The organism is Rhodobacter sp. SY28-1 (assembly GCF_005222785.1).
Classification (GTDB): Bacteria; Pseudomonadota; Alphaproteobacteria; order Rhodobacterales; family Rhodobacteraceae; genus Tabrizicola.
In genome coordinates this window covers 17900-44541 of sequence record NZ_STGH01000003.1, presented here as the reverse complement: position 1 = coordinate 44541, position 26642 = coordinate 17900, and the positions used below count along the sequence as shown (strand labels likewise).

The window sequence follows — 26642 nt, the reverse complement described above, 5'->3', positions numbered from 1 at the left end:
GGGCAAGACGTGAAGCGCATGGACCGGGATTGTGCGGGGCACAAGATCGGGGTGGTTGTCGGGCGGTGCATTGGGTAGGGGTTGGGCATGAGCGAGACCCCTGCCCCACTTCGCGCTGGCGCCACGACCGGCGACAGTCTTTCCGGCTTTCTGTATGCGCTGACGGCCTACCTCTTGTGGGGGTTTCTGCCCCTTTACATGAAGGCGCTGGCGCATATCCCGCCCGTGGAGGTCATTGCGCATCGGGTGCTGTGGTCGGTGCCGATTGCGGTGGCGGTTCTGTGGTGGACCGGGCGGACAGCCGATCTGAAGGCAGCGCTGAAGTCCCCCCGGATGCTGGGGATGGGCGCGATGACGGCGGCGCTGATTTCGGTCAACTGGGGGATCTATGTCTGGGCCATCGGGTCCGGCCATGCGCTGGACGCGGCGCTGGGATATTACATCAACCCGCTGTTTTCGATCTTCCTGGGCGCGGTCCTTCTGGGCGAACGTATGGGTCGGACGCAGATGGCGGCGATTGCGCTGGCCGTTGTGGCGGTGGGCATCCTGACCTGGGAGGCCGGGCGGTTGCCGGTGGTGGCGCTGGGGCTGACGCTGACCTGGGGGTTCTATGCCTATCTCAAGCGCCGGTTGCCCATTGGCCCGAACCAGGGCTTCACGCTGGAGGTGTTGATCCTACTGGCCCCGGCGGTTGCCTATATCGGCTGGCTGCAGGCGCAGGGGACCGGTCATTTCCTTGTGGGCATGACCTGGGACAATGCACTGCTGATCGGCTGCGGGCTGGTCACGGCCGTGCCCTTGATGATCTATGCCAACGGGGCCAAGCGGCTGACCCTGTCGACCATCGCCATCATGCAATACATCGCGCCGACGCTGATCTTCCTGACGGCGGTCTTCATCTTTGACGAGCCGTTCAGCGGGGTGAAGCTGGTGGCCTTTTCCCTGATCTGGACGGCGCTGGTGATCTATACCCTGCCGATCCTGGCCGAACGGCTGCGCCGGACCTAGTCCGGTCGGCTGATCTGCCCGCCACCGACCAGCGCGGGCGCGCCGGTGGTGTCCGGACCCGAGGTCGCCATCTTGCGCAGCACGCGGACGGCGAGGAAGGCGAAGGCCTGGGCTTCCAGCATGTCGCCGTCCAGACCCACATCCTCGACGGGCAGGATGGCGCAGGGGATGCGGCGGCGAATCTCGGCCATCAGGGTGGGGTTGTGGCGGCCCCCGCCAGTGACGAGGATACGGGTCACGGGCGCGGGGAAATGGATCTGGGCTGCGGCGACCGAAGCGGCGGCAATCGCGGTCAGTGTCGCGGCGGCATCGGCGTCGGACAGCATCTCCAGCCGCTCGATCAGCCCGTGGAAGTCGTTTCGGTCCAGCGACTTTGGTGGGGGATGATCGAACCACGGGTCCTTCAGGACCGAGGCGACGAAGTCCTCGTCGATCTCACCCTGGGCGGCGAGCCTTCCGCCCTCGTCCCTGTCCTCGCCCAGCCGGTCGCGTATCAGGTCGTTGATCGGCGCGTTGGCCGGGCCGGTGTCGAAAGCCAGAAGCGCGCCGGGGTTTTCCGGGCCAGGGGCGGTCGGGTCGATCCAGGTCAGGTTGCCGACCCCGCCGAGGTTGAGGAAGGCCAGAGGCTCGGTCGCGCCGATGCGGCGGGCAAGGGCGAAGTGGTAGAAGGGCGCAAGCGGTGCCCCCTGCCCGCCGATGGTCACGTCGGAGGTGCGGAAATCCCAGACGGTGGGCAGGCCGAGAAGCTGGGCAAAGAGCGCGCCGTTGCCGCATTGATGCGTTCCCCGACCGGACGGATCATGCGCCAGGGTCTGGCCGTGGAAGCCCAGGACCTCGGCCCCGGTGAAGCGGGCGAGCACCTCGGCATGGGCGGTCTCGACCACTTCGGCGGCGGCTTCGGTTTCCGGGTCACCCGGCCAGTGGCCGAGGGCGGCGCGGAGGATGGCCTGTTCCTGTGGGCTGTAGGGGCGGTAGGCCGAGGGGCCGAAGGCGAAGACGGAATGGCCATCGGTCTTGATCATCGCGGCATCGACGCCGTCGAGCGATGTGCCCGACATCGCACCCAGCGCCCACAAAGCCCCGTCCTTCCGCATCTTCCCTTGTGCCTCATGCGAAGCTATACCGCGCGACATCCTAGACCGAGGCGGCCATGAACTACCACCCGAAATCTGACTTCATGCGCGTGATGTTCGAGCGCGGCTTTGTTGCCGATTGCACGGATTATCAGTCGCTTGACGAGGCATTGTTGAAGGGTGTGGTGCCTGCCTATATCGGCTATGACGCGACGGCCCCCAGCCTGCATGTCGGTCACCTGATGAACATCATGGTGCTGCGCTGGTTGCAGAATACCGGGCACAAGCCGATCACGCTGATGGGTGGGGGAACGACCAAGGTCGGCGACCCGTCGTTCCGCAGCGAGGAGCGTCCGCTGCTGACGCCCGAGGCGATCGACCGGAACATTGACGGGCTGAAACAGGTTTTCGCGCGGTATCTGTCCTATGGCGACGGGCCGACGGACGCGATCATGCTGAACAATGCCGAATGGCTGGACGGGCTGAACTACCTGGATTTCCTGCGTGACATCGGGCGGCATTTCAGCGTCAACCGGATGCTTTCGTTCGAGAGCGTGAAGTCGCGGCTGGACCGCGAACAGAGCCTGTCGTTCCTCGAATTCAACTACATGATCCTGCAGGCCTATGATTTCCTTGAGATTCACCGGCGCTATGGCTGCCTGTTGCAGATGGGTGGCAGCGACCAGTGGGGCAATATCATCAACGGGATCGACCTGACCCGCCGGGTGATCGACAAGGAAATCTTCGGCCTGACGACTCCGCTTTTGACGACCAGCGACGGGCGGAAGATGGGCAAGTCGGCCAGCGGGGCGGTCTGGCTGAACGGCGAGATGCTGTCGCCTTACGAGTTCTGGCAGTTCTGGCGGAACACTACCGACGCCGATGTGGGCCGGTTCCTGAAGATCTTCAGCGAGCTTCCGGTTGACGAATGCGACAGGCTGGGCGCGCTTGGCGGGTCGGAGATCAACCAGGCGAAGATCCAGCTGGCCAACATCGCGACGACACTGCTGCACGGGGCCGAAGCGGCGGCGGCGGCGGAAGCGACGGCTCGGGAAGTGTTCGAGAAGGGCGGGATCGGGGACGATCTGCCGACGGTGACGCTGGACGTGGCGGAGGTCGCCGAGGGTGTGGGGATCGTGCAGCTGTTCGTGCGGGCGGGTCTTGCGGCGTCGGGGAAAGATGCCAAGCGCCTGATTGCGGAGGGCGGCGCCAAGGTGAACGACGAGATCATCACCGATGCGGGCCTGCGCTATGGGGCCAGCCATCTGGTCGAGCCGATGAAGCTGACCGCAGGCAAGAAGCGGCATGCGTTGGTGGTGCTGGGGTAAGGCGTAGGGTGGGCGATGCCGCCCACCCTGAGTTTCGGTCACTCCTGAACGGTGACCTTGGTCATCACATCAGGCGGCGCGGGCGGCTCGCCGCGCTGGATCGCGTCGACGACCTCCATGCCGGAGACGACGTTGCCGACGACGGTATAGGCGCCCTTCAGCACCTCGTCGTAAAGCCTGCGCTGGCCATCAACGTCGACGCCGTCGGTGAACATGATGAAGAACTGGCTGTTCGCCGAGTTCGGGTCCTGCGAGCGGGCCATGCCGACGACGCCGCGGGTGTAGGAGAGGTCCGAGAACTCGGCCGGGAGGTCGGGCTTCGAGGAGCCGCCCATGCCGGCCTGCGACAGGTCTCCGCCAGACTTGCCATACTGGACGTCGCCGGTCTGCGCCATGAAGCCGTCGATCACGCGGTGGAAGACCACGCCGTCATAGGCGCCTTCCTTGGCGAGCGCGGTGATCTGCGCGACGTGCTGCGGGGCGACGTCGGGGAGAAGGTCGATGACCAAGGTGCCGTTGGCGGCGCCCGCAACCTCGATCACCAGGTTCGGGCCGGGCCCATCGATTGCGTCCTGCGCGACGGCGGGCGACGCCAGGGCCAGAAGGGCGGCAAGGGCAAGCTTACGCGACATCGGCGGCCACCCGGACAGTGATCATGCGGTCGGGGTTCGCTGGCGGCTCGCCCCGGGTGATCTTGTCGACGTGTTCCATGCCCGAAATGACCCGGCCGTAGACGGTGTACTGGTTGTTCAGGAAATGGTTGTCGCGGAAGTTGATGAAGAACTGGCTGTTCGCGCTGTTCGGGTTCTGCGAGCGCGCCGCGCCCAGGGTGCCCCGATCATGCGGCAGCTTGGAAAACTCGGCCGGGAGGTCGGGATACTGCGAGCCACCCGTGCCCGCCCGGCGCGGGTTGTAGTTCGGGCTGTCCATGTTTGCGTTTTCCACGTCGCCAGTCTGGGCCATGAAGCCGTCGATGACGCGGTGGAAGGCCACGCCGTCATAGGCCTTGTCGCGGGCAAGCTGCTTCATCCGCTCGGCGTGCTTGGGGGCGACGTCGGCGAGCAGTTCGATCACCACTTCGCCGTCCTTCAGCGTCAGGATGATCGTGTTCTCCGGGTCCTTGATGTCGGGCATCGGGGTCTCCTTTGGTTATGTCGGGCGCGACCGTAATGGGGGCATCCGCCCAAGGGAAGGGCAAAGCGTCTTATGCGGTTGACGGGAGCGTGATACCCGCGCCAAAAGCGATGTGCACCCTAAGGATGGAGAGACGCGGATGGCCTGGAAAACGCTGGACGACATGGAGCTTGGCGGCAAGACGGTGCTGGTGCGGGTCGACATCAACGTTCCCATGGAGGGTGGCCGCGTCACCGACATGACCCGGATCGACAAGATCAAGCCGACGGTCGACGACATCGTGGCGAAGGGCGGCAAGGTCGTGCTGCTGGCGCATTTCGACCGGCCGAAGGGCAAGGTCGTGCCGGAGATGAGCCTTGGGCATGTGAAGGAAGCGCTGGCCGGATCGCTGGGGCGGAAGGTTGTCTTCGGCTCGGACTGTGTGGGCGATGTGGCGGCAGCGGCGATTGCCAAGGCGGGGGCTGGCGAGGTGGTGCTGCTGGAGAACACCCGCTTTCATCCGGGCGAGGAGAAGAACGATCCGGAACTGGCGGCGCAGATGGCGAAGCTGGGCCAAGTCTATGTGAATGATGCGTTTTCGGCAGCGCACCGGGCGCATGCATCGACCGAAGGCCTCGCGCGGCTCTTGCCGGCGGCGGCGGGGCGGCTGATGGAAGCCGAGTTGAAGGCGCTGGAAGCGGCGCTGGGGTCGCCCAAGCGGCCGGTGGTGGCGGTTGTGGGTGGGGCCAAGGTCTCGACCAAGATCGAGCTTCTGGCGAATCTCGTCACCAAGGTCGACCATCTGGTGATCGGCGGGGGGATGGCGAATACCTTCCTGGTGGCCGAGGGGATCGAGGTGGGCCGGTCACTGGCCGAGCGCGAGATGGCCGAGACCGCGCGGGAAATCCGGCATCGGGCACAGAAGGCGGGCTGCCAGATCCACCTGCCGGTCGATGTGGTTGTCGCGCGTGAGTTCAAGGCCGGGGCGGACAGCCAGACCGTCAGCGTCCACAAATGCCCGCCGGATGCGATGATCCTGGATGCGGGACCGGAGACGGTGAAGGCGCTGGAAGCGGTGTTCGCCGGGGCCAAGACGCTGATCTGGAACGGGCCTTTGGGGGCGTTCGAGATCGAACCGTTTAATGCGGCCACCAACGCGGCGGCACTTGCGGCAGCACGGTTGACCAGGGCGGGTGGCCTGGTGTCGGTGGCAGGCGGCGGGGATACCGTGGCAGCGCTGAATGCGGCAGGGGCGGCGGATGACTTTACCTTCATCTCCACTGCCGGGGGGGCCTTTCTGGAATGGATGGAGGGCAAGGAACTGCCGGGCGTGAAAGCCTTGATGGGTTAGGCCGCAGGGGCTATGCCAGCGCCAAGGGATCAGGAGACGAAGATGACCAACGCGAAGATGACCGAACAGGTGCGCAACGGCCGTGGCTTTATCGCGGCGCTGGACCAGTCGGGGGGCTCGACCCCCAAGGCACTGAAACTGTACGGGATTTCCGAGAGTGAGTATTCCGGCGAAGAGCAGATGTTCGACCTGATCCATGCGATGCGGGCGCGGATCATCAAGTCGCCCGCCTTCACCGGCGACAAGGTTGTAGGCGCGATCCTGTTCGAGCAGACGATGGACCGGACGATCGACGGCGTGCCCACCGCGACCTACCTGTGGGAAAAGCGCGGGGTGGTGCCGTTCCTGAAGATCGACAAAGGCCTGGAGGCCGAGGCCGACGGGGTGCAGCTGATGAAGCCGATCCCGGGGCTGGATGCTTTGCTGGCCCGCGCCGTGAAGGCGGGGATCTACGGGACCAAGGAGCGGTCGGTGGTGAATGCCGCGAACCGCAAGGGGATTGCGGCCATCGTGGCGCAGCAGTTCGAACTGGGACGGCAGGTCGCGGCCCATGGGCTGATGCCGATCCTTGAACCCGAGGTGACCATTTCGATTGCCGACAAGGCCGAGGCCGAGGCGATGTTGCAGGAGGAGATTCTCAAGCACCTTGAGGGGCTTGAGGGCCAGATCATGCTGAAGCTGTCGCTGCCGACAGTGCCGGATTTCTACCAGCCGCTGGTCAAGCACCCGAAGGTGTTGAAGGTCGTGGCGCTGTCGGGCGGGCATTCCCGCGACAAGGCGAACGAGATCCTGGCGCAGAACCACGGCATCATCGCCAGCTTCAGCCGCGCGCTAAGTGAAGGCCTGTCGGCGCAGCAATCGGATGCGGAGTTTGACCGCGTGCTGCAGGGCGCGGTGGACGGGATCTACGCGGCCTCGATCACCTGAGGCCCGAGGGGGGGGCCTTTGTGGCCCCCGTTCGATCAAGTCTTTGAGTCTCGTGCGCTTTCGGGATTCCCAAGCGATTCGCAATATGCAATGATTCGGTCGAGGCCCCCTGACAAGAGGGGCCCGATGAGGCGGGCATGACGACAGCGCAGACACATCGGGGCTTTGGCGGCTTGGTCTATCTGGCCTTCGCCATGGTTCTTGGCGTCTATTTCACCTTCGCGGCGGTGCAGGGCGATTTCGGCATGTTCGCCCGGGTGGCGATCATGGCCGAGGCCGAGACGCTGGCGGCAGAGCGCGACCGGCTGCAGGCCGAACTGGCCGAAATGCAGAACCTTACGCACCGGCTGTCGGACACCTATCTTGACCTGGACCTTCTGGACCAGCAGGCCCGCGACGTCCTGGGCTATATGCGCGCCGACGAGATCGCCATTCGCTGAGGCGCTGCAAGGGATGCCCTGACCGGACCCGCTGCGGATCGCCCAAGGCGTTTGCCACCCGGCTTTCGCACGATGTCCGGCGAGCGTCCCGGCATCTTCCGGTGACGTGTCGCGGCGACGTGCTACGCTTGGACCATCGAATCGATCACAACAGCCCTGTCCGCACTGCATAGGTGCCATGTCGCTGGTTGGCTTCCGCTGCGGCAGATTCCTTTTGACCCAATAAACACCGATGCTGTAAGAATCGTTTAACACTAAACCATTCCGATGCCCCTGGGAGGAGCCCGATGGCCAAGAAGCCTGACGCGAGACCGAATGTCTCGAAAGAGGAACTGCTGAAATACTACCGCGAGATGCTGCTGATCCGCCGGTTCGAGGAAAAGGCGGGCCAGTTGTACGGCATGGGCCTGATCGGCGGGTTCTGCCACCTGTACATCGGGCAGGAAGCGGTCGTCGTGGGTCTGGAGGCGGCGTCGAAAGAGGGCGACAAGCGCATCACCAGCTACCGCGACCACGGGCACATGCTGGCCTGCGGCATGGACGCCAAGGGCGTGATGGCCGAACTGACCGGGCGCGAGGGCGGCTATTCCAAGGGCAAGGGCGGCTCGATGCATATGTTCTCGAAAGAGAAACACTTCTACGGCGGGCACGGGATTGTTGGCGCTCAGGTGCCTCTGGGAGCGGGTCTGGCGTTCGCGGACAAGTACCTGGGCAATGACAACGTGACCTTCACCTATTTCGGCGACGGCGCGGCGAACCAGGGTCAAGTCTACGAGACCTACAACATGGCGGAACTCTGGGACCTGCCGGTGATCTTCGTCATCGAGAACAACCAGTATGCGATGGGGACGAGCGTGAAGCGGTCCACCAAGTCGACGACGCTGTTCGGGCGCGGTCTGGCCTATGGCATCCCGGGCGAGCAGGTGGACGGGATGGACGTGCTGGCGGTGAAGGCCGCGGGCGAGAAGGCGGTGGCGCACTGCCGGGCGGGCAAGGGACCGTATATCCTGGAGATGATGACCTATCGCTATCGCGGACACTCGATGTCCGACCCGGCGAAGTACCGGACGCGGGAAGAGGTCGAGAAGATCAAGACCGAGAAGGACTGCATCGAGCATGTGCGCGATCTGCTGACGCAGGGGGGCCTTGCCTCGGATGAGGAGCTGAAAGCCATCGACAAGGAGATCAAGGCGATCGTGAACGAGAGCGCCGAGTTCGCCAAGGACAGCCCGGAGCCCGCGCTGAGCGAGCTTTGGACGGATATCTACGCGTAAGGGAGGGGAAATCATGGCAACTGAAGTTCTGATGCCCGCGCTTTCTCCGACCATGGAGGAAGGCACGCTGGCCAAATGGCTGGTGAAGGAAGGCGATACGGTCAAGTCGGGACAGATCCTGGCGGAGATCGAGACCGACAAGGCGACGATGGAGTTCGAGGCGGTCGACGAAGGTGTCGTCGGCAAGATCCTGGTCGCGGAAGGCACGGCGGGCGTGAAGGTGAACACGCCCATCGCGGTGCTGGTCGAGGACGGAGAGACGGTGTCGGATGCGCCGAAGCCTGCGGCGGTGGCTGCTGTTGCGGTGGCAGCAGAGGCCCCGGCGACTGTCGCGGCGGCTCCAGTAGCGGCGGCCGCTGCCCCGGTGGCCGCTTCGGGTTGGCCGCACAGCGACCTGCCCGAGGGTCCGACGAAGACGATGACCGTCCGCGAGGCGCTGCGTGAGGCGATGGCCGAAGAGATGCGGGCCGATCCGACGGTCTTCCTGATGGGGGAAGAGGTCGGCGAGTATCAGGGCGCCTACAAGATCAGCCAGGGCCTGCTGGACGAGTTCGGGCCGCGCCGGGTGGTCGATACTCCGATCACCGAGATGGGCTTTGCCGGGATCGCCACGGGCGCGTCCTGGGGCGGGCTGAAGCCCATTGTCGAGTTCATGACCTTCAACTTCGCCATGCAGGCGATTGACCATATCCTGAACTCGGCGGCGAAGACCTTGTACATGTCCGGCGGGCAGATGGGGTCACCCATGGTATTCCGTGGCCCGAACGGGGCGGCGGCGCGGGTGGGCGCGCAGCATAGCCAGGACTATGCGGCCTGGTATGCGGCCATACCGGGGCTGCGGGTCTGCATGCCCTATTCGGCGGCGGACGCGAAGGGCCTCTTGAAGTCGGCCATCCGCGATCCGAACCCGGTCGTGTTCCTTGAGAACGAGATCATGTACGGGCGGTCCTTCGAGGTGCCCACGGACCCCGATTTCGTGGTGCCGTTTGGCAAGGCCAGCATCATGCGGGCGGGGTCGGATGTGACCATCGTGTCCTTCGGGATCGGGGTGTCCCATGCGCTGGCTGCGGCGGAAACGCTGGCGGGCGAAGGGATCAGCGCCGAGGTCATCAACCTGCGGACGCTGCGGCCCATCGACTATGACACGGTGCTGGCCTCGGTGATGAAGACGAACCGCTGCGTCACGGTCGAGGAAGGCTTCCCGGTGGGGTCGATTGGCGACCATCTGGCATCCACGATCATGCAGCGGGCGTTCGATTATCTGGACGCTCCGGTCGTTACCTGCACGGGCAAGGACGTGCCGATGCCCTATGCGGCCAACCTTGAGAAATTCGCGCTGATTACCCCGGCGGAGATTGTCACCGCCGTCAAATCCGTCTGCTACCGGTGAGGTGAAGCCATGGCGACCGAAATTCTGATGCCTGCGCTGTCCCCGACGATGGAAGAGGGGACGCTTGCCAAGTGGCTGGTGAAGGAAGGGGATGTGGTCAAGTCGGGCCAGATCCTGGCCGAGATCGAGACCGACAAGGCGACGATGGAGTTCGAGGCGGTCGATGAAGGGACCGTCGGCAAGATCCTGATCGCGGAGGGCACGGCGGGGGTGAAAGTGAACACTCCTATCGCGGTGCTGCTGGACGAGGGCGAGGATGCGTCTGCGGCGGTTGCGAAGCCTGCGGCGGCTCCAGCGGCAGCCCCTGCTGCTGCGGTTGCTGCCCCTGCCCCGGCGGCTGCTCCTGCGACCGCTTCGGTGGCGGCGTCGGGCGGTGCGCGGGTGTTCGCCTCGCCCCTGGCACGGCGGATTGCCAAGGAAAAGGGTCTGGACCTGACAGCCGTGAAGGGCTCGGGTCCGCATGGCCGGATCGTGCGGGCGGATGTCGAAGGCGCGCAGCCGGGGGCGGCGAAGCCCGTGGCGGCAGTGGTCGCGGAGGCTCCGAAAGCGGCGGCCCCTGCCCCGGCGAAACCGGCTGGCGGAATGCCGACCGGCATGGCGGCGGAAACGGTGCTGAAGATGTATGCCGACCGGCCCTTCGAGGAAGTGGCGCTGGACGGGATGCGGCGCACCGTGGCGGCGCGGCTGACCGAGGCCAAGCAGACCATCCCGCACTTCTACCTGCGGCGGGACGTGAAGCTGGACGCGCTGATGGCGTTCCGCGAGACGCTGAACAAGCAGCTGGAAGGCCGGGGGGTGAAGCTGTCGGTCAACGACTTCATTATCAAGGCCTGTGCCATGGCGCTGCAAGCGGTGCCGGCGGCGAACACGGTCTGGGCCGGCGACCGGATGCTGCGGCTGAAGCCGTCGGACGTGGCGGTGGCTGTCGCGGTGGAGGGCGGGCTGTTCACGCCGGTCCTGCGCGATGCGGAGAAGAAGTCGCTGTCAGCCCTGTCGGCGGAGATGAAGGACCTGGCGACGCGCGCGAAGACCAAGAAGCTGGCGCCGCATGAGTACCAGGGCGGGTCGTTCGCGATTTCGAACCTGGGCATGATGGGGATCGAGAACTTCGACGCGGTCATCAACCCGCCGCATGGGTCGATCCTGGCCGTGGGCGCGGGGATCAAGAAGCCGGTGGTCATGGCGGACGGGACCATCGGGGTGGCGACGGTCATGTCGATGACGCTGTCGGTGGATCACCGGGTGATCGACGGGGCCCTGGGGGCAGAGTTCCTGAAGGCCGTGATCGAGGCGCTGGAAAACCCGATGGTGATGCTGGCTTGACCTGGCGGAGGGGGGGTTTCACACCCCCGCACCCCCGTGGGATATTTGTGGACAGAAAATGGGGGGCTTCGGTCCCCCGTTTTTCTTAGCGCGCCTTCAGGCGTTCGATCAGCGTCCAGGACCGACGGACCATGGTGGCGGCGGTGCCAAGGGCCATGATCCAAAGAGTGAGCGTCAGGGTCCATTCAGTCGCGTAGAGGGCAGCGAGGATGGTACCTGCGGTGAGGACGGCCATGCGTTGCGGCTTGGCGAGGGGGCCGGAGAAGTCGGGTGGGAAGCCTTCGGCCCGACCGAGTTCTCGGACATAGGCGGTGGCGATGGCGAGGGCGGCGGCGAGGAGGCCCAAGGCCGGGTTGCCTGCGGCAAGGCCGGCGCCAGCGAAGAAAAGGAGGTCGGAGACGCGGTCCGGCGCCTCGTTCCAGAACGGGCCGTCCTTGGCGCCCTTGCCCCCTTCGATCGCGACCATGCCGTCGATGAGGTTGCAGACAAGGCGGGCCTGGTGTGTGACGGCGGCGAGGAGAAGCGCGAGGAACTGCAGGAATCCGCCGGTGGTGGAGAGCCAGTAGAGGAGGAAGCCCAGGGCCGCGAAACCCATCGAGGCCCGGCTGATCTGGTTGGGCGTGATCCCTTTGGCGACGGCCCAGCTTGCGAGCCGCGCGGCCCAGGCGGAATTGCGCGAGGTGAGGGGGCGGCGGTTTTCGTCACTCATGTCGTGGACCAAACCCAGCGGGTGACGTGGAAGAAGATCGGCGCGGCGAAGATGACAGAGTCGAGCCGGTCGAGGAAGCCACCGTGCCCGGCAATGAGGTGGCCCCAGTCCTTGATGCCCCGGTCACGCTTGATCGCCGACATCACGAGGCCGCCGAAAAAGCCCATCAGGGTGATAAGGAGGCACATTCCGGCGGCCTCAAGTGGGGAAAAAGGCGTCATCCAGTACAGCGCGGTGCCGATGGCGGTGGCGGAGAGGGTGCCGCCGATCAGGCCCTCCCAGGTCTTGGAGGGCGAGAGGCTGGGGGCAACCTTGGTGCGGCCGATCAGCTTGCCCCAGACGTACTGCAACACGTCCGAAAGCTGCACGACGAAGATCAGGTAGGCGATGAGGATGACGTTGCGGCCCTCGAACCCGGGGATCTGGAGGTAAAGGAGCGCCGGGACGTGGCTGGCGCAGTAGACGCAGATCATCAGCGCCCATTGCGTTTCAGACACGCGGATCAGGAAGTCTTTAGTGGAGCCGCGGAGGGCGGAGGTGACGGGGAGGAGGAGGAAGGCATAGACCGGGATGAAGATCGAATACATCCCGTACCAGTCAGTCGCGAGGAACCAGTATTGCAGGGGCAGGATCAGGAAGAAGCAGGCAACGAGCGACCAGTGATCGGCGCGGTTGTGGGTGGTGAGGGTGAGGAATTCGCGCAGTCCGGCGAAGGAGCAGAGCGCGAAGAGGAGGACGACGCCGGGCTTGCCCGCGATGAAGGCGAGCGCGAGGCAGATCACCATCACCCACCAGGCGTTTATGCGGGCGTTCAAGTTCTCGATGACGGGGTTTTCGCCTGCGGGGGACAGGCGGGCGCGGAGTATTTCGCCAATCACCGAGGCGAGGACGAGGATCGTGCCGACGCCTGCAAGGAGCCAAAGGAGATGCGGCGAGGTCATGCCGGAGCCTTCAGCGCGAGGAGCGCCTGGGTGGCGCGGGCGAGGAAGGCGTCCTGGGTCTCGTCGGGTTCGACGTGGAGCGGCGCGCCAAAGGCGATGGTGCAGATCAGGGGCACGGGGATGATTTCACCCTTGGGCATCACGCGGTTGAGGTTGGCGATCCAGACCGGGACAAGGTCGACTTGTGGCCGCGCCTTGGCAAGGTGGTAAAGGCCGGACTTGAAGGGGAGAAGGGCTGCGTCCGTGCTGTTGCGCTGGCCTTCGGGAAAGATGATGAGAGAAGAACCCTGGTCGAGCGCCGCGACCATCTGGGCCACCGGATCCTCGGTCCGCGCTTCGGGGCGGCGGTCGATGAGGACGGCGTTGAAGACCTCACGCCCGATAAAGGCGCGGAGGGGGGACGTGAGCCAGTAGTCGAGGGCCGCAACGGGGCGGGTCTGGCGGCGGAGAGGCGTCGGGAGCGCGGTCCACAGGAGGACGAAGTCGCCGTTCGAGCTGTGATTGGCAAAGTAGACGCGCTGGTGCGGAACGGGCTCGATCCCCTGCCAGAGGGCGCGGGGGGCGGTCATGAAGCGGGCAAAGGTTGAAATCGCCAGCCCGGTTGCCCGGGCGGCGAAGCTGCGCAACATGGTCATCAACGGTAGGTCATTCCGCCTTCAGAAGCTGGTCCATCGTCAGCGCGGGCTGCGCGCAGCCAGCCTTGCCGACAACCCGTGCGGGGACTCCTGCGACGGTCGTGTTATGCGGCACGTCTTCCAGCACCACCGAGCCCGCCGCGATCCGAGAGCAGTGCCCGACATGGATGTTGCCAAGGACCTTGGCCCCTGCCCCGATCAGGACACCGTCGCCGATCTTCGGGTGCCGGTCGCCGTCTTCCTTGCCGGTGCCGCCCAGGGTGACGGAGTGCAGCATGGAGACGTTGTCACCGACGACCGCGGTTTCACCGATCACGATGGAATGAGCGTGGTCGATCATGATCCCCTTCCCGACGCGGGCGGCGGGGTGGATGTCGACCCCGAAGACTTCGGACACCCGCATCTGGACGAAGTAGGCCAGGTCGATGCGACCGGCCTGCCAGAGCCAGTGGCCGATCCGGTAGGCCTGGACCGCCTGGTAGCCCTTGAAGAACAGAAGCGGCTGCAGGAAGCGGTGGCAGGCCGGGTCGCGTTCGTAGACAGCCATCAGGTCCGAACGCGCTGCTGCGCCGATCTCGGGGGCTGCATCATAGGCCTGATCGGCAATCTCGCGCAGGATCTGCTCGCTCATTTCGCCAGAGGCCAGTTTCATCGAGAACCGGTAAGCGAGAGCACGTTCCAGCGAAGAGTGGTGCAGCAACCCGGAATGGATCAACCCGCCAAGCAGTGGTTCATTGCGAATGGCTTCGACCGCCTCTTCGCAGACGCGCCGCCATACCGGATCAACCGCAGTCACTTTCAGTTTGGTTTCAAGCATGTCACGTCTCCGTCTGTGGGTCATTCATACCACATCGGTCGCGACAGGCGAGACGCATTTCTGTGGGTTGCCTCATCACGTCCGGTGATGAGGAAAACCGGTGTCAGCGGTTGGTGCGTGGCGGGTAAAGCAGAGTCCGCGACGAGTTGCGCCAGCGCCCTAGCCAGCGATGTCAATCCTTCGGAACGGTCCGGGTCCAAAGCTTTCGGAGACTTGCGCGACGGCGATCTGGAACGGACCAGACACCGTATCCGCCGTCTGCATGGCGGCGGTATAGGTGAAAGTCGGCTGGCTGGCCGCGTAGTCCGCCATGACTGTCGTCCCTTGGATGATCCGCACGCGATAGGCCTCGGTCGTTTCGCCCAAGGGCACTTCGGTCGACTGCCAGCTGTCGCCATCGACGCGCGTCCTGCGGGTCCAGGTGCAGATGACATCCCCGGACGTGACTTCGGCGCGCAGATGCGCGACCGGATAGGGCCGCAGTCCGATGCCGTCGAACGCTTCGATCCGCAGCACAGAGTTCACATCGTCGTAGCCGCGCGCTGCTGCCCCCACTCGGTAATGGCGGGCAAGACCGCGTGCAGAGGCAGCAAGGTCGATCTGCAGCAGAGCCAGATCAAGCAGAACGACCGTGCTTCCTACCGGCCAGGTGTCAGGCATCACCCCGTCTGTTCCCAGCTGCCCCCGCAGACGACCGCCGAGTTCATATGTGTCCGGGGCCACCAGTTGGGCATCCCTGAACTGAAAGACTTCCCAGTTCGCACCGCTGCCATCCCCAATGGCCATCGCGTTGGCGCCGTTCAAGACCGACACTGCACTTGCCGAGGTCAGTTCTCCGTTCACCAGCTTGACCCGAAGCGGCGGTCCGTTGTCCCAAACCCCTGGACGATGCGCGGACAAGGGAGACTCGGTCACGCCGATGACAGCGGAGGCCGCGACAAGCCGGTTGATCTCGTAACCCGCGTCTTCAGCCGAGGACCAGACGGCAACCGTGCCGGGCCACGGCTGCGCGGCGACGGCGATATGCGGCGCGTGCGGAACCTCTTCCCCGGTCAGCAACGGAAGGTCCAGGAACACTGGAACGACCGGAACCGGAGCCGTGAACTCGCGGACCGAAATCGTGTCCTCGATGCGATCCGAAGGCAGATAGACGCCGGGTTCGACGCGAACTGCCTCAAGGATCTGACCTTCGGCCTGTTCGACACGATCGACCCGGAACCGACGACCTTCGTAGCCGATGACGTCCCCTGCGCCGATCGACAGACGTGATTTGGGCAAGGCAAGGCGGATCGTGTCACGGGCGACGCGCGCTTCGGTCATCCAGCGCTCGACAGCGGACAGGCCTTCAAAGCGCGTCAGCGCAAGCGGAAGATCGGTCTGTGAAACGCTAAGCGCTTCTTCATCGGGATAGCGCGTCTCGACGGCCCGAACCTCGTAACTGGACTGGGCATCCACGAAATCAAGGCGGATTGTGCCTGCCGTTTCGGTATCGGCCAGGCGGGTTGCCTCGATGCTGCCATCGACGTCAGGCGACAGTGCAAGATCGTCGACGCCAATACTTGCCTGCACCTTCGCATCCCGGGTCCGGAAGACAAGTTTGCCTTCCCGTTCGAGCGCATCAAACCCGAAAGCCAGCATCAGGGGCTGCAGCGTAGCGCGGGCCGTCGTGAGGTCGGCCTGTTGATAGCCGCGAACCAGTCCGAACAAGGATCGGACGTCGATCCCTTCGACGCCGGATCGGTAGCAGATCTCGCTTAGGACCGAAGCCAACGGCTGGTTCGAAGCCCGGCCGTTCAGCCAATGTCCGCGGGCATAGTTCTCGCCGTCAGTCCAGACGTCCGTCTGCCCTGGAAACTCCGGGAAAGGTCGGGCGTCCCAGGCCCAGGCGTAGGCATGGACCATGTCGACCATCGGACCCGCGTAGACAGAAGAGATCGGGTTGTTCGCGACCTCCGACCAGAAGGAGGCCGTGGCAAGCAGGTATTGCATCTGGATCAGGTCATCCCGCCGACCGTTGGACCAGAGGGGCAGCCCGGATTCCGACGACTTTGCATCCACGAACTTGTTCGGCTGATTGGTGCCCTTGTCGACCGCCGCGCAGCCATATTCCGTGAATCGGATTGGCTTCGATTGCGGTGCCCACGCGGTAGGAGCCGAGGCGCGCACACCGTTCAGTCGCTCATGGTGCAGGTTCGACCACCAGGACCGGATATCCTTGTAGCGAAAGACCCAGGGCTCCTCATAGGCGTCGTCGGTGATCGGCAGGCGACGCTGCGCCAGAGCCCCCTCGGACCCGTCGTAGTACCAGTCGAAGCCCTCGCCACCGCCGATGTTGGCCCGAAGATAGTCCAGGCTGTAGATCGACCCGAAAGAGGCGTCAGCGTGATCCTCGCCGTCGCGCCAGTCGGAGACGGGCATGTAATTGTCGATCCCGATGAAGTCGATGTTCGGATCGGCCCAAAGCGGGTCCAGGTGGAAATAGAGGTTTCCGTCCGCCTGATGGCCGAAATATTCCGACCAATCCGCAGCATAGCTGATCTTGGTGGATGGCCCGAGGATCATGCGGACATCTGCGGCAAGGGATTTCAGGGCCGCAACGGCCGGGAAGACGTCACCGGCACCGCGGATCAGGGTCAGCGCGCGCATTTCCGAGCCGATGCAGAAGGATTCCACCCCACCGGCGACGGCACAAAGATGGGCATAATGCAGAATGAACCGCCGGAAGCCCCACTCGTCCGGACCGGAATAGGAGATGATTTCGCCAGTGACTGCGAAATCTCCGGGCTGGGCGGTCCCGAAGAACGACGCGACTTCAGCTGTTGCCGCGGCCGTGCGGTCCGGCGTGCCCGGTCGACCGGGGGCGGTTGACAGGGTCACCCTGCCCCGCCACGGCAGCGCCGGCTGGGTGACTGCGGCTGACCAAGGATCGGGGAGGGTGTTTCCGGCAATCTGATCCATGAGGATGAACGGATAGAACATCACGTCCTTGCCCGCGTCCCGCATCGCACGGATCGCCTCGATCACCGACGCGTCAGACGGTGTCCCGCCGTAGATCGATTCTCCCGCGATCTTCGGGACCTCAAGGGCAGAGGCGCGGCTGATCCCGCCCGACCGCCAGGGCATTCCGACACCATCCAGAAGATTCTGCTCGACCTTCGGCCGGATGGTGCAGGAGGCGCAGCGCAAGTCGTCGCCGAACCACGAAACGACCAGAGACACCGAACCGGCATTCGGCAGCTCTTCGTTCAACTGATCCAGGCTTGTCGCAAAGTCCGTCTTGCCAGAGGGCGAATGGACGTTCGCCGACCGGTTGCGTCCAAGGCCCTCTGCGTAGTGAACCGGCGTCACTGCCAGTCCGTACTCGCCCGTTCCCGGGATCAAGGCCACCCCGCGCACCACCTGGTCAAGCGTCTCGGACGGTTCTACCGCCGGGCCTTGGGCTGCGCGCACTACTTCGAAACTGAACTGCGGAACCCGATTCCCATAGGGCGTCAATTCCAGGTCCTCGATTACGACATAGGCCAGCCCGCGATAGGCAGGTGCCCGACCATTGCCTTCGATCGCCTCAAGCAATGGGTCGGGAAGTTGCGTCTCGCTGCCCGTGTACACGCGAATGTTCAGGTCCTGCGCCGAAATCTCGTTCCCGTCCGCCCAGATCCGTCCGACACGCAGGATTTCGCCTTCGCACAGCGCAATCGCGAGGCTGACCGAATAGCTGTACTCGTTGATCTTTGGTTTTGGAGCTCCCTTGCCAGTCCTGCGCCGACGCACCGACTCCACGAAGTTCGTGGCCCAGATCACCTGCCCGGCGACCCGCATCCGGCCCCAGATCTGGCCAATCGCTGCGCCTTCTCCGGCACCCGTCAGACGCAGCCGCTCGATCCGACCGATGTCGACAGGCTCCGAGCCTGCACCAAGCACCCGCTGATCGATTGCCCGACCGATGGTTGCTCCGATCGCTCGCCCGATGACCGCGCCGGACAGGCCGAGCACCGTCCCGCCGAAACCGGCACCCAGCGCCGCGCCTGCGGCAGAGAGAAGCAGCGTCGCCATTCATCTGGCTCCTTCTGGAAAACAAAACCGCGCCGCAATCCGGCGCTGCCAGGGGCTCGAAAGTGAACTCTCGATCACACCGTGGCCCGTATAGGCATGGATGAACTGCGGGTGCGTTCCGATCCGGGACTGCACGCCAAGATGCTTGGCGATGCTGCCGTCCCGCATGCGAAACAGCAGCACGTCGCCGACAGCAACTTGGGCAAGCTCCTTGATCGTCAGCCACCGGCAGGCAGACTCCAGCAGCACCTCGCGATGATCCGGCTCGGCCCAGTCCTCGGTATAGGGCGGCACCGCTTCCGGTTCTGCGCCATATTGCGCTCGCCAGATCCCGCGCAGCAGGCCGAGGCAATCCGTCCCGACTCCCTTGACGCTGGCCTGATGCAGGTAGGGGGTGCCGATCCACTCCCGCGCCTCGATCAAGACCCCTTCGGCAATGGTCATGAGCCAGTCCCGCCCACGCGTGAAACGCCGCCAGAAGCGCGATCGGGCACCGGGTACGAGGCCAGCCAGTCTTCGCCGGGAATATGCGGAAATCCACGGAAATTCAGGAAATTGGCGAACTTTGCCCGACACATGGCCGGTGTCTTGTCGCATCCCGCCGTCACCCGCACCGAATCTCCTGGGGCGACCTCGGCGCCAATCGACTGCCAGAGGTCAACGATCCGCTTGCCCCCTTCGATCCGATCATTCTTGACCACGCCGAACAGACCCGCAGCAGCTCCGGTCAAGACCTCGAAACGCCCGCTCTCGAACCAGCGTTCGTCAAACCCGGCAGCTCCGGTCAGGACGAAGCCGCGTCCCTCATCTGCCTCATCCACCGTGGCAACGGCAAAGTACCCGGGCTGTTCCAGGTCGAACCTGCAGCGATTGTCGCCCAGCACCGCCGAACAGCCTGGAGTATAGGCCATCCCGTGCGGCCGGTTCAGCCGTTCGCTCAGGCCACGCAACTCGGCCTTGAACGCCCCGCCGGACCGCGACACTTCCCCCAGATAACCCCGGAACTGTTCGATGAAATCTTCCGGGGTCTGCCAATTGACCAGAAAGGCCCGGACTTCCGCGCCGTCGAACCGCCCAGCCAGAAGATCCGCCTCGGTGATCGAACTTGCGCTCAGTGCGCCAAAGGCTTCGGTATTGTCGACCGACAGGCCGGTGGTCTGGTTCAGGACCCTCGCGGTCATCCCGGTATCAGCCCGGCAGACCACCCCATCGACCACGATCTCCAGGTCGTGATCCGTGAACCCCAGCACCTCACCGTCACGACGGGTGACCGTCCAGGCCCGACACACAGTCGTCGCACCGGTCGCCAGATGCTCAAGCAGTGCCTCCCGCGTCATAGCCTGATCTCCACCACCGGAACGGTCGGCACTTCGCCCGCCTGGAACGACGCAACCGATGTCTGGATCACGTCCGCATCAAACCGCACGGGCACGTCGAACTCGAATCCTGCCGTGACTCTGGTCCCCAGGTCCGGTGGCAGGACGAAGGTGATTTCCCCGGTCTCCAGGTTGACCGAGAACTCCAGGCTCTCGACCTTCTGGTCTCCGGCAATGGCCACGACGACCGTTCCTGCCACTGGCTTGCAGATGGGCCGGGTATAGCTTTGCAGACCGGACAAATAGGTTTTCTGCAGCTGGAAGACCGTCGTCACCCCATCCCCATTCCCGATCAACTGATCTTCCGGGGCAGGCGTCGACAGCGGAGCGCAGGACTTGTAGTCAGACCAGTCCTTCCAGCGAAAGCCATGCAACTGCCCGGCCCTGGCTTCAAAGAACGAGATCAACGTCTCGACATCATTCAGGGACCGTAACCCCACGCCCGCGTCATACCGCCTGCGCGAATGCTGCCAGGGCGTGTTACGTTCTTCGAACCCGTTCGCAAGCGTGACGATTTCGGTCCGACGCTCCGGTCCGCCAACCGAGCCAAAGCTCAGGTTTGCGGGAAACCTTATTTCATGAAAGGCCATGTCTCTTCCTCACCGATTGCGCTGACCGCGCGACAGCGCGCGACTGACCTGGGCGGCCACCTGGGACTGGCTGCGCTGGAACCCCTGGACGTCCGGCGTCGTGATGTTCATCACCACGTTTACCGACTTGCCGCCGGCCACCTGGACCCCAAGCCGACCGTCCGGGCCTCGGGCCAACGGCATGATTGCTTCCGGCCCCGCCTCGCCCATCAACCCCATCCCGCCCCGCATAGGGAACCCGGTGGGAGCGGACACGACGCCGCCCCGGGCAAAGGGCATCACCATGCCCTGGCTGAACGCGCCGCCGTTGGCAAAGGGCATCCCCGCGCCCAAAACTCCGGAAACGCCTTGCGCCAGCAGGCCGCCCAGCGCACCCGTCACCGGCTTGATCGCAATCGAATAGACCGAATCCACGATCGTGCTCGCTACTGTCTTCAGCGCGTCGTTAAGCTTCATCCCGTCGAAGATCAGCCCGTCGAAGGCCTTCCTCAGACCCCCGCTGATCCCGGTCGACAGCGTGTTCACTTCGCGCCCCGTGAAAAGCATCGTCTCCCGCATGCGGGAAAGCTCGCCATCGAACGCAGCCACCATCGACACAGAGGACCCCAGCTGCGCCTCAAGTGCCTGAAGCTGCTCCTGCATCGTTCCGATATCCGCCATCGTCCTGATCCTTCCTCACATCGGGAAACGCCGCCGCCAGTTCCGCCAGCCGCGCGCGTGTCAGGGGCGGGACCAGTCCCTCCCGCCCCAGCATGATCTTCAGCTCGACCGGCGTAAGCCGCCAGAACTCGGCAGGTTGCATCCCAAGCCCGTGCAGGCCCGCCTGCATCAGCCCCTTCCAGTCGATCCCTGCGCCTGGGGTGCTCATGTCTCGCCCGGCAGCGCGAAGGCCCGCGCCAGAAGTCCCGCCGCCGCCCGCGCCGCCTCGACCGGCCCGCCGCCGATCTCGACCCGTAGCAGGTCCGCCGCCGTGCCGTTCCAGCCGCCGCCGCGTAGACCCGCGACGATCAGCGCCAGCACGTCGCGCGTCGAGAACCGCCGCTCCTCGAACCGCTGCACGAGGTCCAGCAGCGACCCCGTCTCCAGCGCCTCTTCCAGCTCGGCCAAAGCCCCCAGCGTCAGCTTCGCCAGATGGCGCTGACCATCGAGGACAATGGCAACCTCGCCCGTCCAGGGGTTCGCCATGTCAAAGCGCCGTGAAGGTCAAGAGGCCCGCCGAGGCCATCGACATCTCGTAGCTCGCCTCGTCATTGTGGCTGCCCGAGTATTCGATGGACGTGATCTGGAACGGCCCTTCGATGATGCCAAAGCTCGGGATCACCACCTGGAAATCCGGAATCTCGCCGTTGAAGAACACCTGGCGCGCGCGCTCGTCGGTGTTCTCGTCCCGGAACACGCCCGAACCCGAAATCGCCGCCGACTTCACGCCTGCGCCCGCCAGCAGCTCGCGCCAGCCGCCCTGGCTTTCCAGGCTGGTGACGTCCACCGATTCCGTGTTGAAGCTGATCCGCGTCGCCCGCAGTCCCGCAATGGTGACGAACTGGCCGTCCCCGGTCTGGTCGATCTTGATCAGCAGATCCTTGCCGCTTTGCACAGCCATGTTCGCTCTCCGTTAGATAGGTTGCTTAGGGGCGTCAGAGTTGGATCCGCGCCCGGAAAGTAAGGTCGATCCGTCGCGTTTCGCCCTCTTCGATCCGCCGGGCATTGGCCCGCAGGAACAGAAGGTTGATCAGGGTGCCCCGCGACAGCACCAAGGGCGCGCCGATCAGCGCGTCCGAGATGTCGGCCGCGATGGTCTTGATCGACAGGAAGCCCGTGGCATCGGTGATCACGCTGATCACCATCTGATGCTCGGCCCCCGCGCCCGACTTGTCGGACTGGTCGCGCGCCTCTTCCGGGCCGATCAGCACGAAGGTCCCCGTCGCATTTGGCGGCACGGCGTCGAAGATCGACACACCCGCCAGCGCGGGCCAGGCCGACAGACGCTGGAACACCGCCGTCTGCAGGGCGGGCGCTGCACCGTAGCTCATTTCGGCACCTCCTCACGGGAGAAACAGGTCAGAAGGCGGCCGAATTGGTCGCGCTCCGTCACTGCCTGGATCAGGAACAGCCGCGATCCTTCGCGGAACCGCTGCCCGGCCTTCGGACGCGACCCCGACCCGACCGGAGCACCCCGGACCGTAATCCGGTAAGGCACCGCCGACAAAAGCCGTTCCTCGCCCAGCGTGTCACCGCCCGACCCGGGCAGAACCTCGGCCCAAAGCGTGCCTTGGACCACCCAGGCCTCGGTGAAGCCGCCCGCGCCGTCCGGAGTGCGCACAACCGCCTCCAGCACCAGCGCCCGGTTCAGATGGGGGGCGTTCATTTCTTGCCCCCGCCCAGGATGCGGACGGTCCGCCAGCGCTCGATCAGGGTCACGACCCCGAATGGCAGCCCGGCAGTCTGCGCGCCGTCGTCGTGGCGGTGTTCATAGTATTCCCCGGCCAAAAGCAGAACCGCCTGCCGCAGGTCCACCGGAACATCGGTCCAGGCCGCACCAAAGCCCGCGTCGAAAACGATTTTCACCAACCCCTCGCTGGGGATCGTCGGCAGGCTGGTGCCCTTGCCCGCCAGACGGGGCCGGTGCAGGTCGGTGATCAGCCGGTAAGCCGTCGCCGGAACCAGGACCTCGCCTCCGGCCGCATCGACCAGCGTGACGCTGACGATCCCGCTCACCGGAGAGACTGGCAGCGCCTGCTCCTCGTCCCGCCAGCACTCCAGCACCCACAGGAACCGGCGCTGAAATAGCATCTTGCCGATCCGCCCCTCGATGGCCGCCGTGGCCGCGCGAAGATAGGCGTCGATCAACCCGTCCTGCAGCCCGTCATCGGCAAAGCCGGACCCCATCCGCAGATGGTCCTTCATCTCTTCCACCGGCAGGGCCAGCGAAGGCACCGGGGTCACTTCCGTCAACATCATGATCTGATCTCCGCCAGCGGCCGGGTCATTGCCTTTCGGCAGGTGCGGCCCGGCCCCCACGCGGGGACCGGGCCAGGGTCATTACGACACGGCGACTTTCAGCAGCTTGATCGCCGCAAAGTCGGTGATTTCGCCGCCCACACGCTTGTTGGCGTAGAACAGGACGTTCGGCTTGGCCGAGAACGGGTCGCGCAGGATGCGCAGGTCCGGGCGTTCCGCGATGGTATAGGCCGAGCGGAAGTCGCCGAAGGCGATCGGATAGGCGTTGGCCGCCACATCCGGCATGTCCTCGGACACCACAACCGGATAGCCCATCAGACGCGAAGGCTCGCCCGCGGCCAGACCGTCCGACCACAGGAAGCGGCCGTCGGCATCCTTCATCTTGCGCACCGCACCCACGGTCTTCGAGTTCATCACGAAGGTGCCGTTCGCCCGGTAGTCCGCGCCCAGCGCGTAGACCAGGTTGACGATGCAGTCCGCCGGGTCGGTCGCAGCGAAGTCAGACGCGGCCCCCGTGGGGATGTAGCCGATGTTCCCCCAGGTCCAGGTCGCGTCCGCCACCTTGGTGGGCAGCAGAATGCCGCGCGGCTTGTCCACGCCGTCGCCGTTGATGAAGGCAGCAGCTTCGGCGCGGATGAAGCGGGTGGCGATCTTCTCGGCCAGCCAGCCTTCGACGTCGAATGCGCTGTCGTCCAGCAGGCGCTGCGAGGCTTTCGGCATCGCCGCCAGCTCGTGCAGCTTGATCGAGATGCGCTCGATCACCGGGGTCGCAGTCTCGGTGGTGGCCGCGGCTTCCGTGGCCCAGCCCGAACCCACTTCCGACCGGTCGACGATCACGTCGAACGAGGTCGCCTCGACCTGCACGACGTTGGCGATCGACCGCAGCGACGAGGTCGACAGCAGAAGCGACTGGATGCGCTCCGAGGTCTGCGGATCGACCAGATAGCCACCATCGGCGGCCACGGCGGTCGACATCGCCTTGCCTTCCAGGGTCAGGCTGCGCAGGCCATCGTCATCGCCCGACCGCAGATAGGCGTTGAACGCCTTCTGATGCGGGGCTTCAACCTCCGCGCGGGCCGAAAGCGCCGGGCGGCCATAGGACATCGTCTTTGCGTTCAGCATGGTCAGTCGCTCTTCCTGATGTTTCAGCGTGGATTTCACTTCGTCCTGAAAGGTGCTGAATTCTTTCAGGAACCCGGCCATGGCGGCCTTCGCCTCCGCGGCCGGCGTCCGGCTTTCAATTTGGGCCATGGGCAAACCTTCCCCGGCCCGAGCCTTCGTCTCGGTCATGTCCGTATCCTTCTTCCTGCCAGTGGGACGCCGCGCTATTGCCCGGCCAGACTGCGGCGCGCGTCCTCGAAGACCGCCGCCATGTCGCGCCAGTCACCGTCCAGGGCATCCGCCTTGGCCGCGACCCGCGCCTCGGGAAGCATCGGGAAGGTCACGAGCGACACCTCCCAAAGCTCCAGCTCCGACAACAGGCGCTTGCCCTTGCCGTCGCGTTCCGCCTTGACCGTGCGGTAGCCGATGGACAGCCCGTCGATGGCCCCCGCCTGGACCAGCGCCGCCACCTCGCGGCCCTTTTCCACCTCGGTCAGGATGCGCCCCTTGACCCACAGGCCCGTGGCATCCTCGCGCACCTCGTCCCAGACGCCGATGGGCTGGCCAGGGTCATGCTGCCACAGCATCTTCACCCGCCCACCCCGCGCACCCAGCCGCTTCAGGCTGGCCGCATAGGCGCCCTTCTGCACGATGTCGCCGCCCTGGTCGGTCTTGCCGAACAGCGAGGCATAGCCCTCGACCACATGGCCCTCCGTCACCACCAGACCCGTTTCGGCCTGCTGGTACTTCCGTTCAGGAGCCCCGTATTCCGTCATAGCCTCACCTCGTTGCTGCCTGGATGACCGCTTCGGCCATCTGTGCCAACAGGAACGCCGCCACACCGTAGACGCCGACCCAGATCCGTTTCTCCAGCCGCTCCAGAGTCGCCTCGATCAGCCCCAGCCGGTATTCCAGGCCGGACCACCGCTCGTTCGCGACGCGTTCGTTCGCCTCGATCCGCGCCGCGGCCGCATCGAAACTGTCGTAGACGAACCGCGATCCACCTTCGGACCGCCGCGCCGTCATTCCTCCTCCGCCAGCTTCGGCAGACCCAACAGCATCCGCTTTTCGTCGACGGTCAGGAATTCGGCGGCCGAGACCCGTGCCCATTGCTGGTCACGCTCCGCCGCCAGCGCCGGCACCTGATCCAGGTCGGGCTTCAGTTCGACCGCTTCCCCAGCGAACCGCGACAGCCAGTGCGCGAGGTCCGCCATCACCTTGGTCGCCAAAGGCAGCACGGTCAGCCGGTAGAACGCCCGGTTGGCCTCCTGGTAGTTCGAGTAGGTCGCGTCGCCGGGGATCCCCAGCAGCATCGGCGGCACCCCGAAGGCAATCGCGATCTCCCGCGCGGCGGCTTCCTTGGTTTTCTGGAACTCCATGTCGCTGGGGCTGAACCCCATCGGCTTCCAGTCCAGCCCGCCCTCCAGCAGCATCGGACGGCCAGCATTGCGGGCCCCCTGATGGTGGGCCTCCATCTCGCTGACCAGCCGGTCATACTGATCCGACGACAAGGAAGCCGCCCCATCCGCGCCCTTGTAGACAATGGCCCCGGAAGGCCGAGCGGCATTGTCCAAAAGCGCCTTCGACCAGGCCGACGCAGAGTTGTGCACGTCCACCGCAAGCGCCGCCGCCTGCATCGGCGAGAACCCGTAGTGGTCGTCCTGCGGGTGGAAGGTCTTCAGATGGCAGATCGGGCTCAACTCACCAGTCACATCGTACCGATGCGTCCGCCCGCTGACCGTATAGTCATAGGCCACCGGCCAACCATCCGCGCCGGGGACCAGATTCATCCGGTCCGACCGCAGCACATGCAGCTCGCCCGGCACCGCCGAAACCCCCGGCACCGCCTCGACATAGGCGTTCCCGGCCAACAGAAGGTAGCCATAGACCGCCTCCAGAAACTCCGCCCTCCCCTGCGCGCCGTTGGGACGCGAGATCAGGTCCAGCACCGGATGCGTGTCGAACCGCTGCTGTACCGTCTGGCAGACCAATGGCAGTGCCGCCGCCGCCTCGGCGATCAGCCGCACCACGCGGAACCCCACCGAGTTGCCCTGAAAGCCGGTCCTTGTCAGCGAAGACACATCACGCGGGCTCCAGGCCACGCGGCCCGCATTGCCCCAGGCGATCACCCGACCCACGGCCGAGGCCTTGCGTTCCGGAACTGCCTCTACCGGCGCCTTCCGCAGAAAATCGAACATCTCGCGCTCCTTCATGCCCCGGGCCGTGCCCGACTGT

The 26642-nt window shown here is 65.1% G+C and carries 30 protein-coding genes; 8 read left to right on the top strand and 22 right to left on the bottom strand.

Annotated features, from left to right (window positions below; translation table 11 throughout):
* The first annotated feature begins 87 nt into the window (after positions 1–87).
* Positions 88–1008 carry an EamA family transporter RarD gene (rarD, locus tag E8M84_RS14330; RefSeq protein WP_137111917.1) on the top strand — a complete coding sequence of 307 codons (921 nt, stop codon included), beginning with the start codon at positions 88–90 and terminating at the stop codon, positions 1006–1008.
* Here rarD and E8M84_RS14325 read toward each other — a convergent pair.
* Positions 1005–2102 carry an anhydro-N-acetylmuramic acid kinase gene (locus E8M84_RS14325; RefSeq protein WP_137111916.1) on the bottom strand — a complete coding sequence of 366 codons (1098 nt, stop codon included), beginning with the start codon at positions 2100–2102 and terminating at the stop codon, positions 1005–1007. The two genes, rarD and E8M84_RS14325, sit on opposite strands and share 4 nt — an antisense overlap.
* A gap of 56 nt (positions 2103–2158) precedes the next feature.
* Between E8M84_RS14325 and tyrS the strand changes: the two genes are divergently transcribed.
* Positions 2159–3409 (top strand): tyrosine--tRNA ligase, encoded by a 1251-nt coding sequence (gene tyrS / locus E8M84_RS14320; RefSeq protein WP_137111915.1) that lies wholly within the window; start codon positions 2159–2161, stop codon positions 3407–3409.
* Positions 3410–3447: 38 nt separating this feature from the next.
* Here tyrS and E8M84_RS14315 read toward each other — a convergent pair whose 3' ends face one another.
* On the bottom strand, positions 3448–4041 hold the full coding sequence (locus E8M84_RS14315) for a peptidylprolyl isomerase (protein WP_137111914.1): 594 nt from the start codon (positions 4039–4041) through the stop codon (positions 3448–3450).
* Positions 4031–4543: a peptidylprolyl isomerase gene (locus tag E8M84_RS14310; RefSeq protein WP_137111913.1), complete on the bottom strand. Its 513-nt coding sequence runs from the start codon at positions 4541–4543 to the stop codon at positions 4031–4033. Before E8M84_RS14310 ends, E8M84_RS14315 begins: the two co-directional genes overlap by 11 nt.
* Positions 4544–4682: 139 nt before the next feature.
* Between E8M84_RS14310 and E8M84_RS14305 the strand changes: the two genes are divergently transcribed.
* The 6 genes from E8M84_RS14305 to E8M84_RS14280 all read left to right on the top strand — a co-directional run bounded on the left by E8M84_RS14305 (position 4683) and on the right by E8M84_RS14280 (position 11227).
* Positions 4683–5873: a phosphoglycerate kinase gene (locus E8M84_RS14305; RefSeq protein ID WP_137111912.1), complete on the top strand. Its 1191-nt coding sequence runs from the start codon at positions 4683–4685 to the stop codon at positions 5871–5873.
* 42 nt (positions 5874–5915) lie between these two features.
* The gene (locus E8M84_RS14300) at positions 5916–6800 is read left to right on the top strand and encodes a fructose bisphosphate aldolase (protein ID WP_137111911.1); all 885 of its coding nucleotides are present in this window, start codon (positions 5916–5918) and stop codon (positions 6798–6800) included.
* Positions 6801–6994: 194 nt separating this feature from the next.
* The gene (locus tag E8M84_RS14295; protein ID WP_240790449.1) at positions 6995–7240 is read left to right on the top strand and encodes a septum formation initiator family protein; all 246 of its coding nucleotides are present in this window, start codon (positions 6995–6997) and stop codon (positions 7238–7240) included.
* A 287-nt stretch (positions 7241–7527) separates the two neighbouring features.
* The gene (pdhA, locus tag E8M84_RS14290) at positions 7528–8514 is read left to right on the top strand and encodes a pyruvate dehydrogenase (acetyl-transferring) E1 component subunit alpha (protein WP_137111909.1); all 987 of its coding nucleotides are present in this window, start codon (positions 7528–7530) and stop codon (positions 8512–8514) included.
* 13 nt (positions 8515–8527) lie between these two features.
* Positions 8528–9904, top strand: coding sequence for a pyruvate dehydrogenase complex E1 component subunit beta (locus E8M84_RS14285; RefSeq protein WP_137111908.1), 1377 nt, complete (start codon positions 8528–8530; stop codon positions 9902–9904).
* A 9-nt stretch (positions 9905–9913) separates the two neighbouring features.
* Entirely contained in the window at positions 9914–11227 is a 1314-nt protein-coding gene (locus tag E8M84_RS14280; protein WP_137111907.1) for a pyruvate dehydrogenase complex dihydrolipoamide acetyltransferase, read from the top strand.
* A gap of 85 nt (positions 11228–11312) precedes the next feature.
* On the opposite strand, the gene E8M84_RS14275 is transcribed toward E8M84_RS14280, so the two are convergent.
* The 19 genes from E8M84_RS14275 to E8M84_RS14185 form a co-directional block, all read right to left on the bottom strand.
* Positions 11313–11936, bottom strand: a complete 624-nt coding sequence (locus tag E8M84_RS14275) for a CDP-alcohol phosphatidyltransferase family protein (protein ID WP_137111906.1) — start codon at positions 11934–11936, stop codon at positions 11313–11315.
* Positions 11933–12877: a phosphatidate cytidylyltransferase gene (locus tag E8M84_RS14270; RefSeq protein WP_137111905.1), complete on the bottom strand. Its 945-nt coding sequence runs from the start codon at positions 12875–12877 to the stop codon at positions 11933–11935. The genes E8M84_RS14275 and E8M84_RS14270 overlap by 4 nt, the downstream gene beginning before the upstream one ends.
* The gene (locus tag E8M84_RS14265; protein ID WP_137111904.1) at positions 12874–13512 is read right to left on the bottom strand and encodes a lysophospholipid acyltransferase family protein; all 639 of its coding nucleotides are present in this window, start codon (positions 13510–13512) and stop codon (positions 12874–12876) included. The genes E8M84_RS14270 and E8M84_RS14265 overlap by 4 nt, the downstream gene beginning before the upstream one ends.
* A gap of 10 nt (positions 13513–13522) precedes the next feature.
* Entirely contained in the window at positions 13523–14329 is an 807-nt protein-coding gene (cysE, locus tag E8M84_RS14260) for a serine O-acetyltransferase (protein WP_137111903.1), read from the bottom strand.
* Between the two features lie 159 nt (positions 14330–14488).
* On the bottom strand, positions 14489–18382 hold the full coding sequence (locus E8M84_RS14255; protein WP_137111902.1) for a glycoside hydrolase TIM-barrel-like domain-containing protein: 3894 nt from the start codon (positions 18380–18382) through the stop codon (positions 14489–14491).
* Positions 18383–18826: an NlpC/P60 family protein gene (locus E8M84_RS14250; RefSeq protein ID WP_137111901.1), complete on the bottom strand. Its 444-nt coding sequence runs from the start codon at positions 18824–18826 to the stop codon at positions 18383–18385.
* Positions 18823–19719 (bottom strand): DUF2163 domain-containing protein, encoded by an 897-nt coding sequence (locus E8M84_RS14245; RefSeq protein WP_137111900.1) that lies wholly within the window; start codon positions 19717–19719, stop codon positions 18823–18825. The genes E8M84_RS14250 and E8M84_RS14245 overlap by 4 nt, the downstream gene beginning before the upstream one ends.
* Positions 19716–20348, bottom strand: a complete 633-nt coding sequence (locus E8M84_RS14240) for a DUF2460 domain-containing protein (protein WP_137111899.1) — start codon at positions 20346–20348, stop codon at positions 19716–19718. The genes E8M84_RS14245 and E8M84_RS14240 overlap by 4 nt, the downstream gene beginning before the upstream one ends.
* 9 nt (positions 20349–20357) lie before the next feature.
* Positions 20358–21008 (bottom strand): phage tail tape measure protein, encoded by a 651-nt coding sequence (locus tag E8M84_RS14235; RefSeq protein WP_137111898.1) that lies wholly within the window; start codon positions 21006–21008, stop codon positions 20358–20360.
* Complete coding sequence (locus E8M84_RS14230; protein ID WP_137111897.1) at positions 20965–21216, bottom strand: rcc01693 family protein; 252 nt, start codon at positions 21214–21216, stop codon at positions 20965–20967. The genes E8M84_RS14235 and E8M84_RS14230 overlap by 44 nt, the downstream gene beginning before the upstream one ends.
* Positions 21213–21533 carry a gene transfer agent family protein gene (locus tag E8M84_RS14225; protein WP_137111896.1) on the bottom strand — a complete coding sequence of 107 codons (321 nt, stop codon included), beginning with the start codon at positions 21531–21533 and terminating at the stop codon, positions 21213–21215. The genes E8M84_RS14230 and E8M84_RS14225 overlap by 4 nt, the downstream gene beginning before the upstream one ends.
* A gap of 1 nt (position 21534) precedes the next feature.
* The gene (locus E8M84_RS14220; protein ID WP_137111895.1) at positions 21535–21948 is read right to left on the bottom strand and encodes a phage major tail protein, TP901-1 family; all 414 of its coding nucleotides are present in this window, start codon (positions 21946–21948) and stop codon (positions 21535–21537) included.
* Positions 21949–21982: 34 nt separating this feature from the next.
* Entirely contained in the window at positions 21983–22378 is a 396-nt protein-coding gene (locus E8M84_RS14215; protein WP_137111894.1) for a DUF3168 domain-containing protein, read from the bottom strand.
* Positions 22375–22713 carry a head-tail adaptor protein gene (locus E8M84_RS14210; protein ID WP_137111893.1) on the bottom strand — a complete coding sequence of 113 codons (339 nt, stop codon included), beginning with the start codon at positions 22711–22713 and terminating at the stop codon, positions 22375–22377. The genes E8M84_RS14215 and E8M84_RS14210 overlap by 4 nt, the downstream gene beginning before the upstream one ends.
* On the bottom strand, positions 22710–23306 hold the full coding sequence (locus E8M84_RS14205; RefSeq protein ID WP_137111892.1) for a head-tail connector protein: 597 nt from the start codon (positions 23304–23306) through the stop codon (positions 22710–22712). Before E8M84_RS14205 ends, E8M84_RS14210 begins: the two co-directional genes overlap by 4 nt.
* A gap of 81 nt (positions 23307–23387) precedes the next feature.
* The gene (locus E8M84_RS14200) at positions 23388–24596 is read right to left on the bottom strand and encodes a phage major capsid protein (protein ID WP_137111891.1); all 1209 of its coding nucleotides are present in this window, start codon (positions 24594–24596) and stop codon (positions 23388–23390) included.
* Between the two features lie 35 nt (positions 24597–24631).
* Complete coding sequence (locus tag E8M84_RS14195) at positions 24632–25183, bottom strand: HK97 family phage prohead protease (RefSeq protein ID WP_137111890.1); 552 nt, start codon at positions 25181–25183, stop codon at positions 24632–24634.
* A 4-nt stretch (positions 25184–25187) separates the two neighbouring features.
* Complete coding sequence (locus E8M84_RS14190) at positions 25188–25433, bottom strand: hypothetical protein (RefSeq protein WP_137111889.1); 246 nt, start codon at positions 25431–25433, stop codon at positions 25188–25190.
* Positions 25430–26605, bottom strand: a complete 1176-nt coding sequence (locus tag E8M84_RS14185) for a phage portal protein (RefSeq protein WP_137111888.1) — start codon at positions 26603–26605, stop codon at positions 25430–25432. The genes E8M84_RS14190 and E8M84_RS14185 overlap by 4 nt, the downstream gene beginning before the upstream one ends.
* Positions 26606–26642 lie beyond the last annotated feature (37 nt).

Bases quoted from the DNA above. Each gene is read 5' to 3' on its own strand.
- E8M84_RS14300 (WP_137111911.1), top strand. From the start codon at position 5,916: ATGACCAACGCGAAGATGACCGAACAGGTGCGCAACGGCCGTGGCTTT.
- E8M84_RS14305 (WP_137111912.1), top strand. From the start codon at position 4,683: ATGGCCTGGAAAACGCTGGACGACATGGAGCTTGGCGGCAAGACGGTG.
- E8M84_RS14310 (WP_137111913.1), bottom strand. From the start codon at position 4,543: ATGCCCGACATCAAGGACCCGGAGAACACGATCATCCTGACGCTGAAG.
- E8M84_RS14315 (WP_137111914.1), bottom strand. From the start codon at position 4,041: ATGTCGCGTAAGCTTGCCCTTGCCGCCCTTCTGGCCCTGGCGTCGCCC.
- E8M84_RS14200 (WP_137111891.1), bottom strand. From the start codon at position 24,596: ATGACCGAGACGAAGGCTCGGGCCGGGGAAGGTTTGCCCATGGCCCAA.
- E8M84_RS14225 (WP_137111896.1), bottom strand. From the start codon at position 21,533: ATGGCGAACCCCTGGACGGGCGAGGTTGCCATTGTCCTCGATGGTCAG.
- tyrS (WP_137111915.1), top strand. From the start codon at position 2,159: ATGAACTACCACCCGAAATCTGACTTCATGCGCGTGATGTTCGAGCGC.
- E8M84_RS14265 (WP_137111904.1), bottom strand. From the start codon at position 13,512: ATGACCATGTTGCGCAGCTTCGCCGCCCGGGCAACCGGGCTGGCGATT.
- pdhA (WP_137111909.1), top strand. From the start codon at position 7,528: ATGGCCAAGAAGCCTGACGCGAGACCGAATGTCTCGAAAGAGGAACTG.
- E8M84_RS14280 (WP_137111907.1), top strand. From the start codon at position 9,914: ATGGCGACCGAAATTCTGATGCCTGCGCTGTCCCCGACGATGGAAGAG.
- E8M84_RS14295 (WP_240790449.1), top strand. From the start codon at position 6,995: ATGGTTCTTGGCGTCTATTTCACCTTCGCGGCGGTGCAGGGCGATTTC.
- E8M84_RS14190 (WP_137111889.1), bottom strand. From the start codon at position 25,433: ATGACGGCGCGGCGGTCCGAAGGTGGATCGCGGTTCGTCTACGACAGT.
- E8M84_RS14285 (WP_137111908.1), top strand. From the start codon at position 8,528: ATGGCAACTGAAGTTCTGATGCCCGCGCTTTCTCCGACCATGGAGGAA.
- E8M84_RS14230 (WP_137111897.1), bottom strand. From the start codon at position 21,216: ATGAGCACCCCAGGCGCAGGGATCGACTGGAAGGGGCTGATGCAGGCG.
- E8M84_RS14210 (WP_137111893.1), bottom strand. From the start codon at position 22,713: ATGAACGCCCCCCATCTGAACCGGGCGCTGGTGCTGGAGGCGGTTGTG.
- E8M84_RS14325 (WP_137111916.1), bottom strand. From the start codon at position 2,102: ATGCGGAAGGACGGGGCTTTGTGGGCGCTGGGTGCGATGTCGGGCACA.
- E8M84_RS14250 (WP_137111901.1), bottom strand. From the start codon at position 18,826: ATGACCATTGCCGAAGGGGTCTTGATCGAGGCGCGGGAGTGGATCGGC.
- E8M84_RS14220 (WP_137111895.1), bottom strand. From the start codon at position 21,948: ATGGCTGTGCAAAGCGGCAAGGATCTGCTGATCAAGATCGACCAGACC.
- E8M84_RS14275 (WP_137111906.1), bottom strand. From the start codon at position 11,936: ATGAGTGACGAAAACCGCCGCCCCCTCACCTCGCGCAATTCCGCCTGG.
- E8M84_RS14215 (WP_137111894.1), bottom strand. From the start codon at position 22,378: ATGAGCTACGGTGCAGCGCCCGCCCTGCAGACGGCGGTGTTCCAGCGT.
- E8M84_RS14240 (WP_137111899.1), bottom strand. From the start codon at position 20,348: ATGGCCTTTCATGAAATAAGGTTTCCCGCAAACCTGAGCTTTGGCTCG.
- E8M84_RS14195 (WP_137111890.1), bottom strand. From the start codon at position 25,183: ATGACGGAATACGGGGCTCCTGAACGGAAGTACCAGCAGGCCGAAACG.
- E8M84_RS14245 (WP_137111900.1), bottom strand. From the start codon at position 19,719: ATGACGCGGGAGGCACTGCTTGAGCATCTGGCGACCGGTGCGACGACT.
- cysE (WP_137111903.1), bottom strand. From the start codon at position 14,329: ATGCTTGAAACCAAACTGAAAGTGACTGCGGTTGATCCGGTATGGCGG.
- E8M84_RS14205 (WP_137111892.1), bottom strand. From the start codon at position 23,306: ATGATGTTGACGGAAGTGACCCCGGTGCCTTCGCTGGCCCTGCCGGTG.
- E8M84_RS14255 (WP_137111902.1), bottom strand. From the start codon at position 18,382: ATGGCGACGCTGCTTCTCTCTGCCGCAGGCGCGGCGCTGGGTGCCGGT.
- E8M84_RS14185 (WP_137111888.1), bottom strand. From the start codon at position 26,605: ATGTTCGATTTTCTGCGGAAGGCGCCGGTAGAGGCAGTTCCGGAACGC.
- E8M84_RS14235 (WP_137111898.1), bottom strand. From the start codon at position 21,008: ATGGCGGATATCGGAACGATGCAGGAGCAGCTTCAGGCACTTGAGGCG.
- rarD (WP_137111917.1), top strand. From the start codon at position 88: ATGAGCGAGACCCCTGCCCCACTTCGCGCTGGCGCCACGACCGGCGAC.
- E8M84_RS14270 (WP_137111905.1), bottom strand. From the start codon at position 12,877: ATGACCTCGCCGCATCTCCTTTGGCTCCTTGCAGGCGTCGGCACGATC.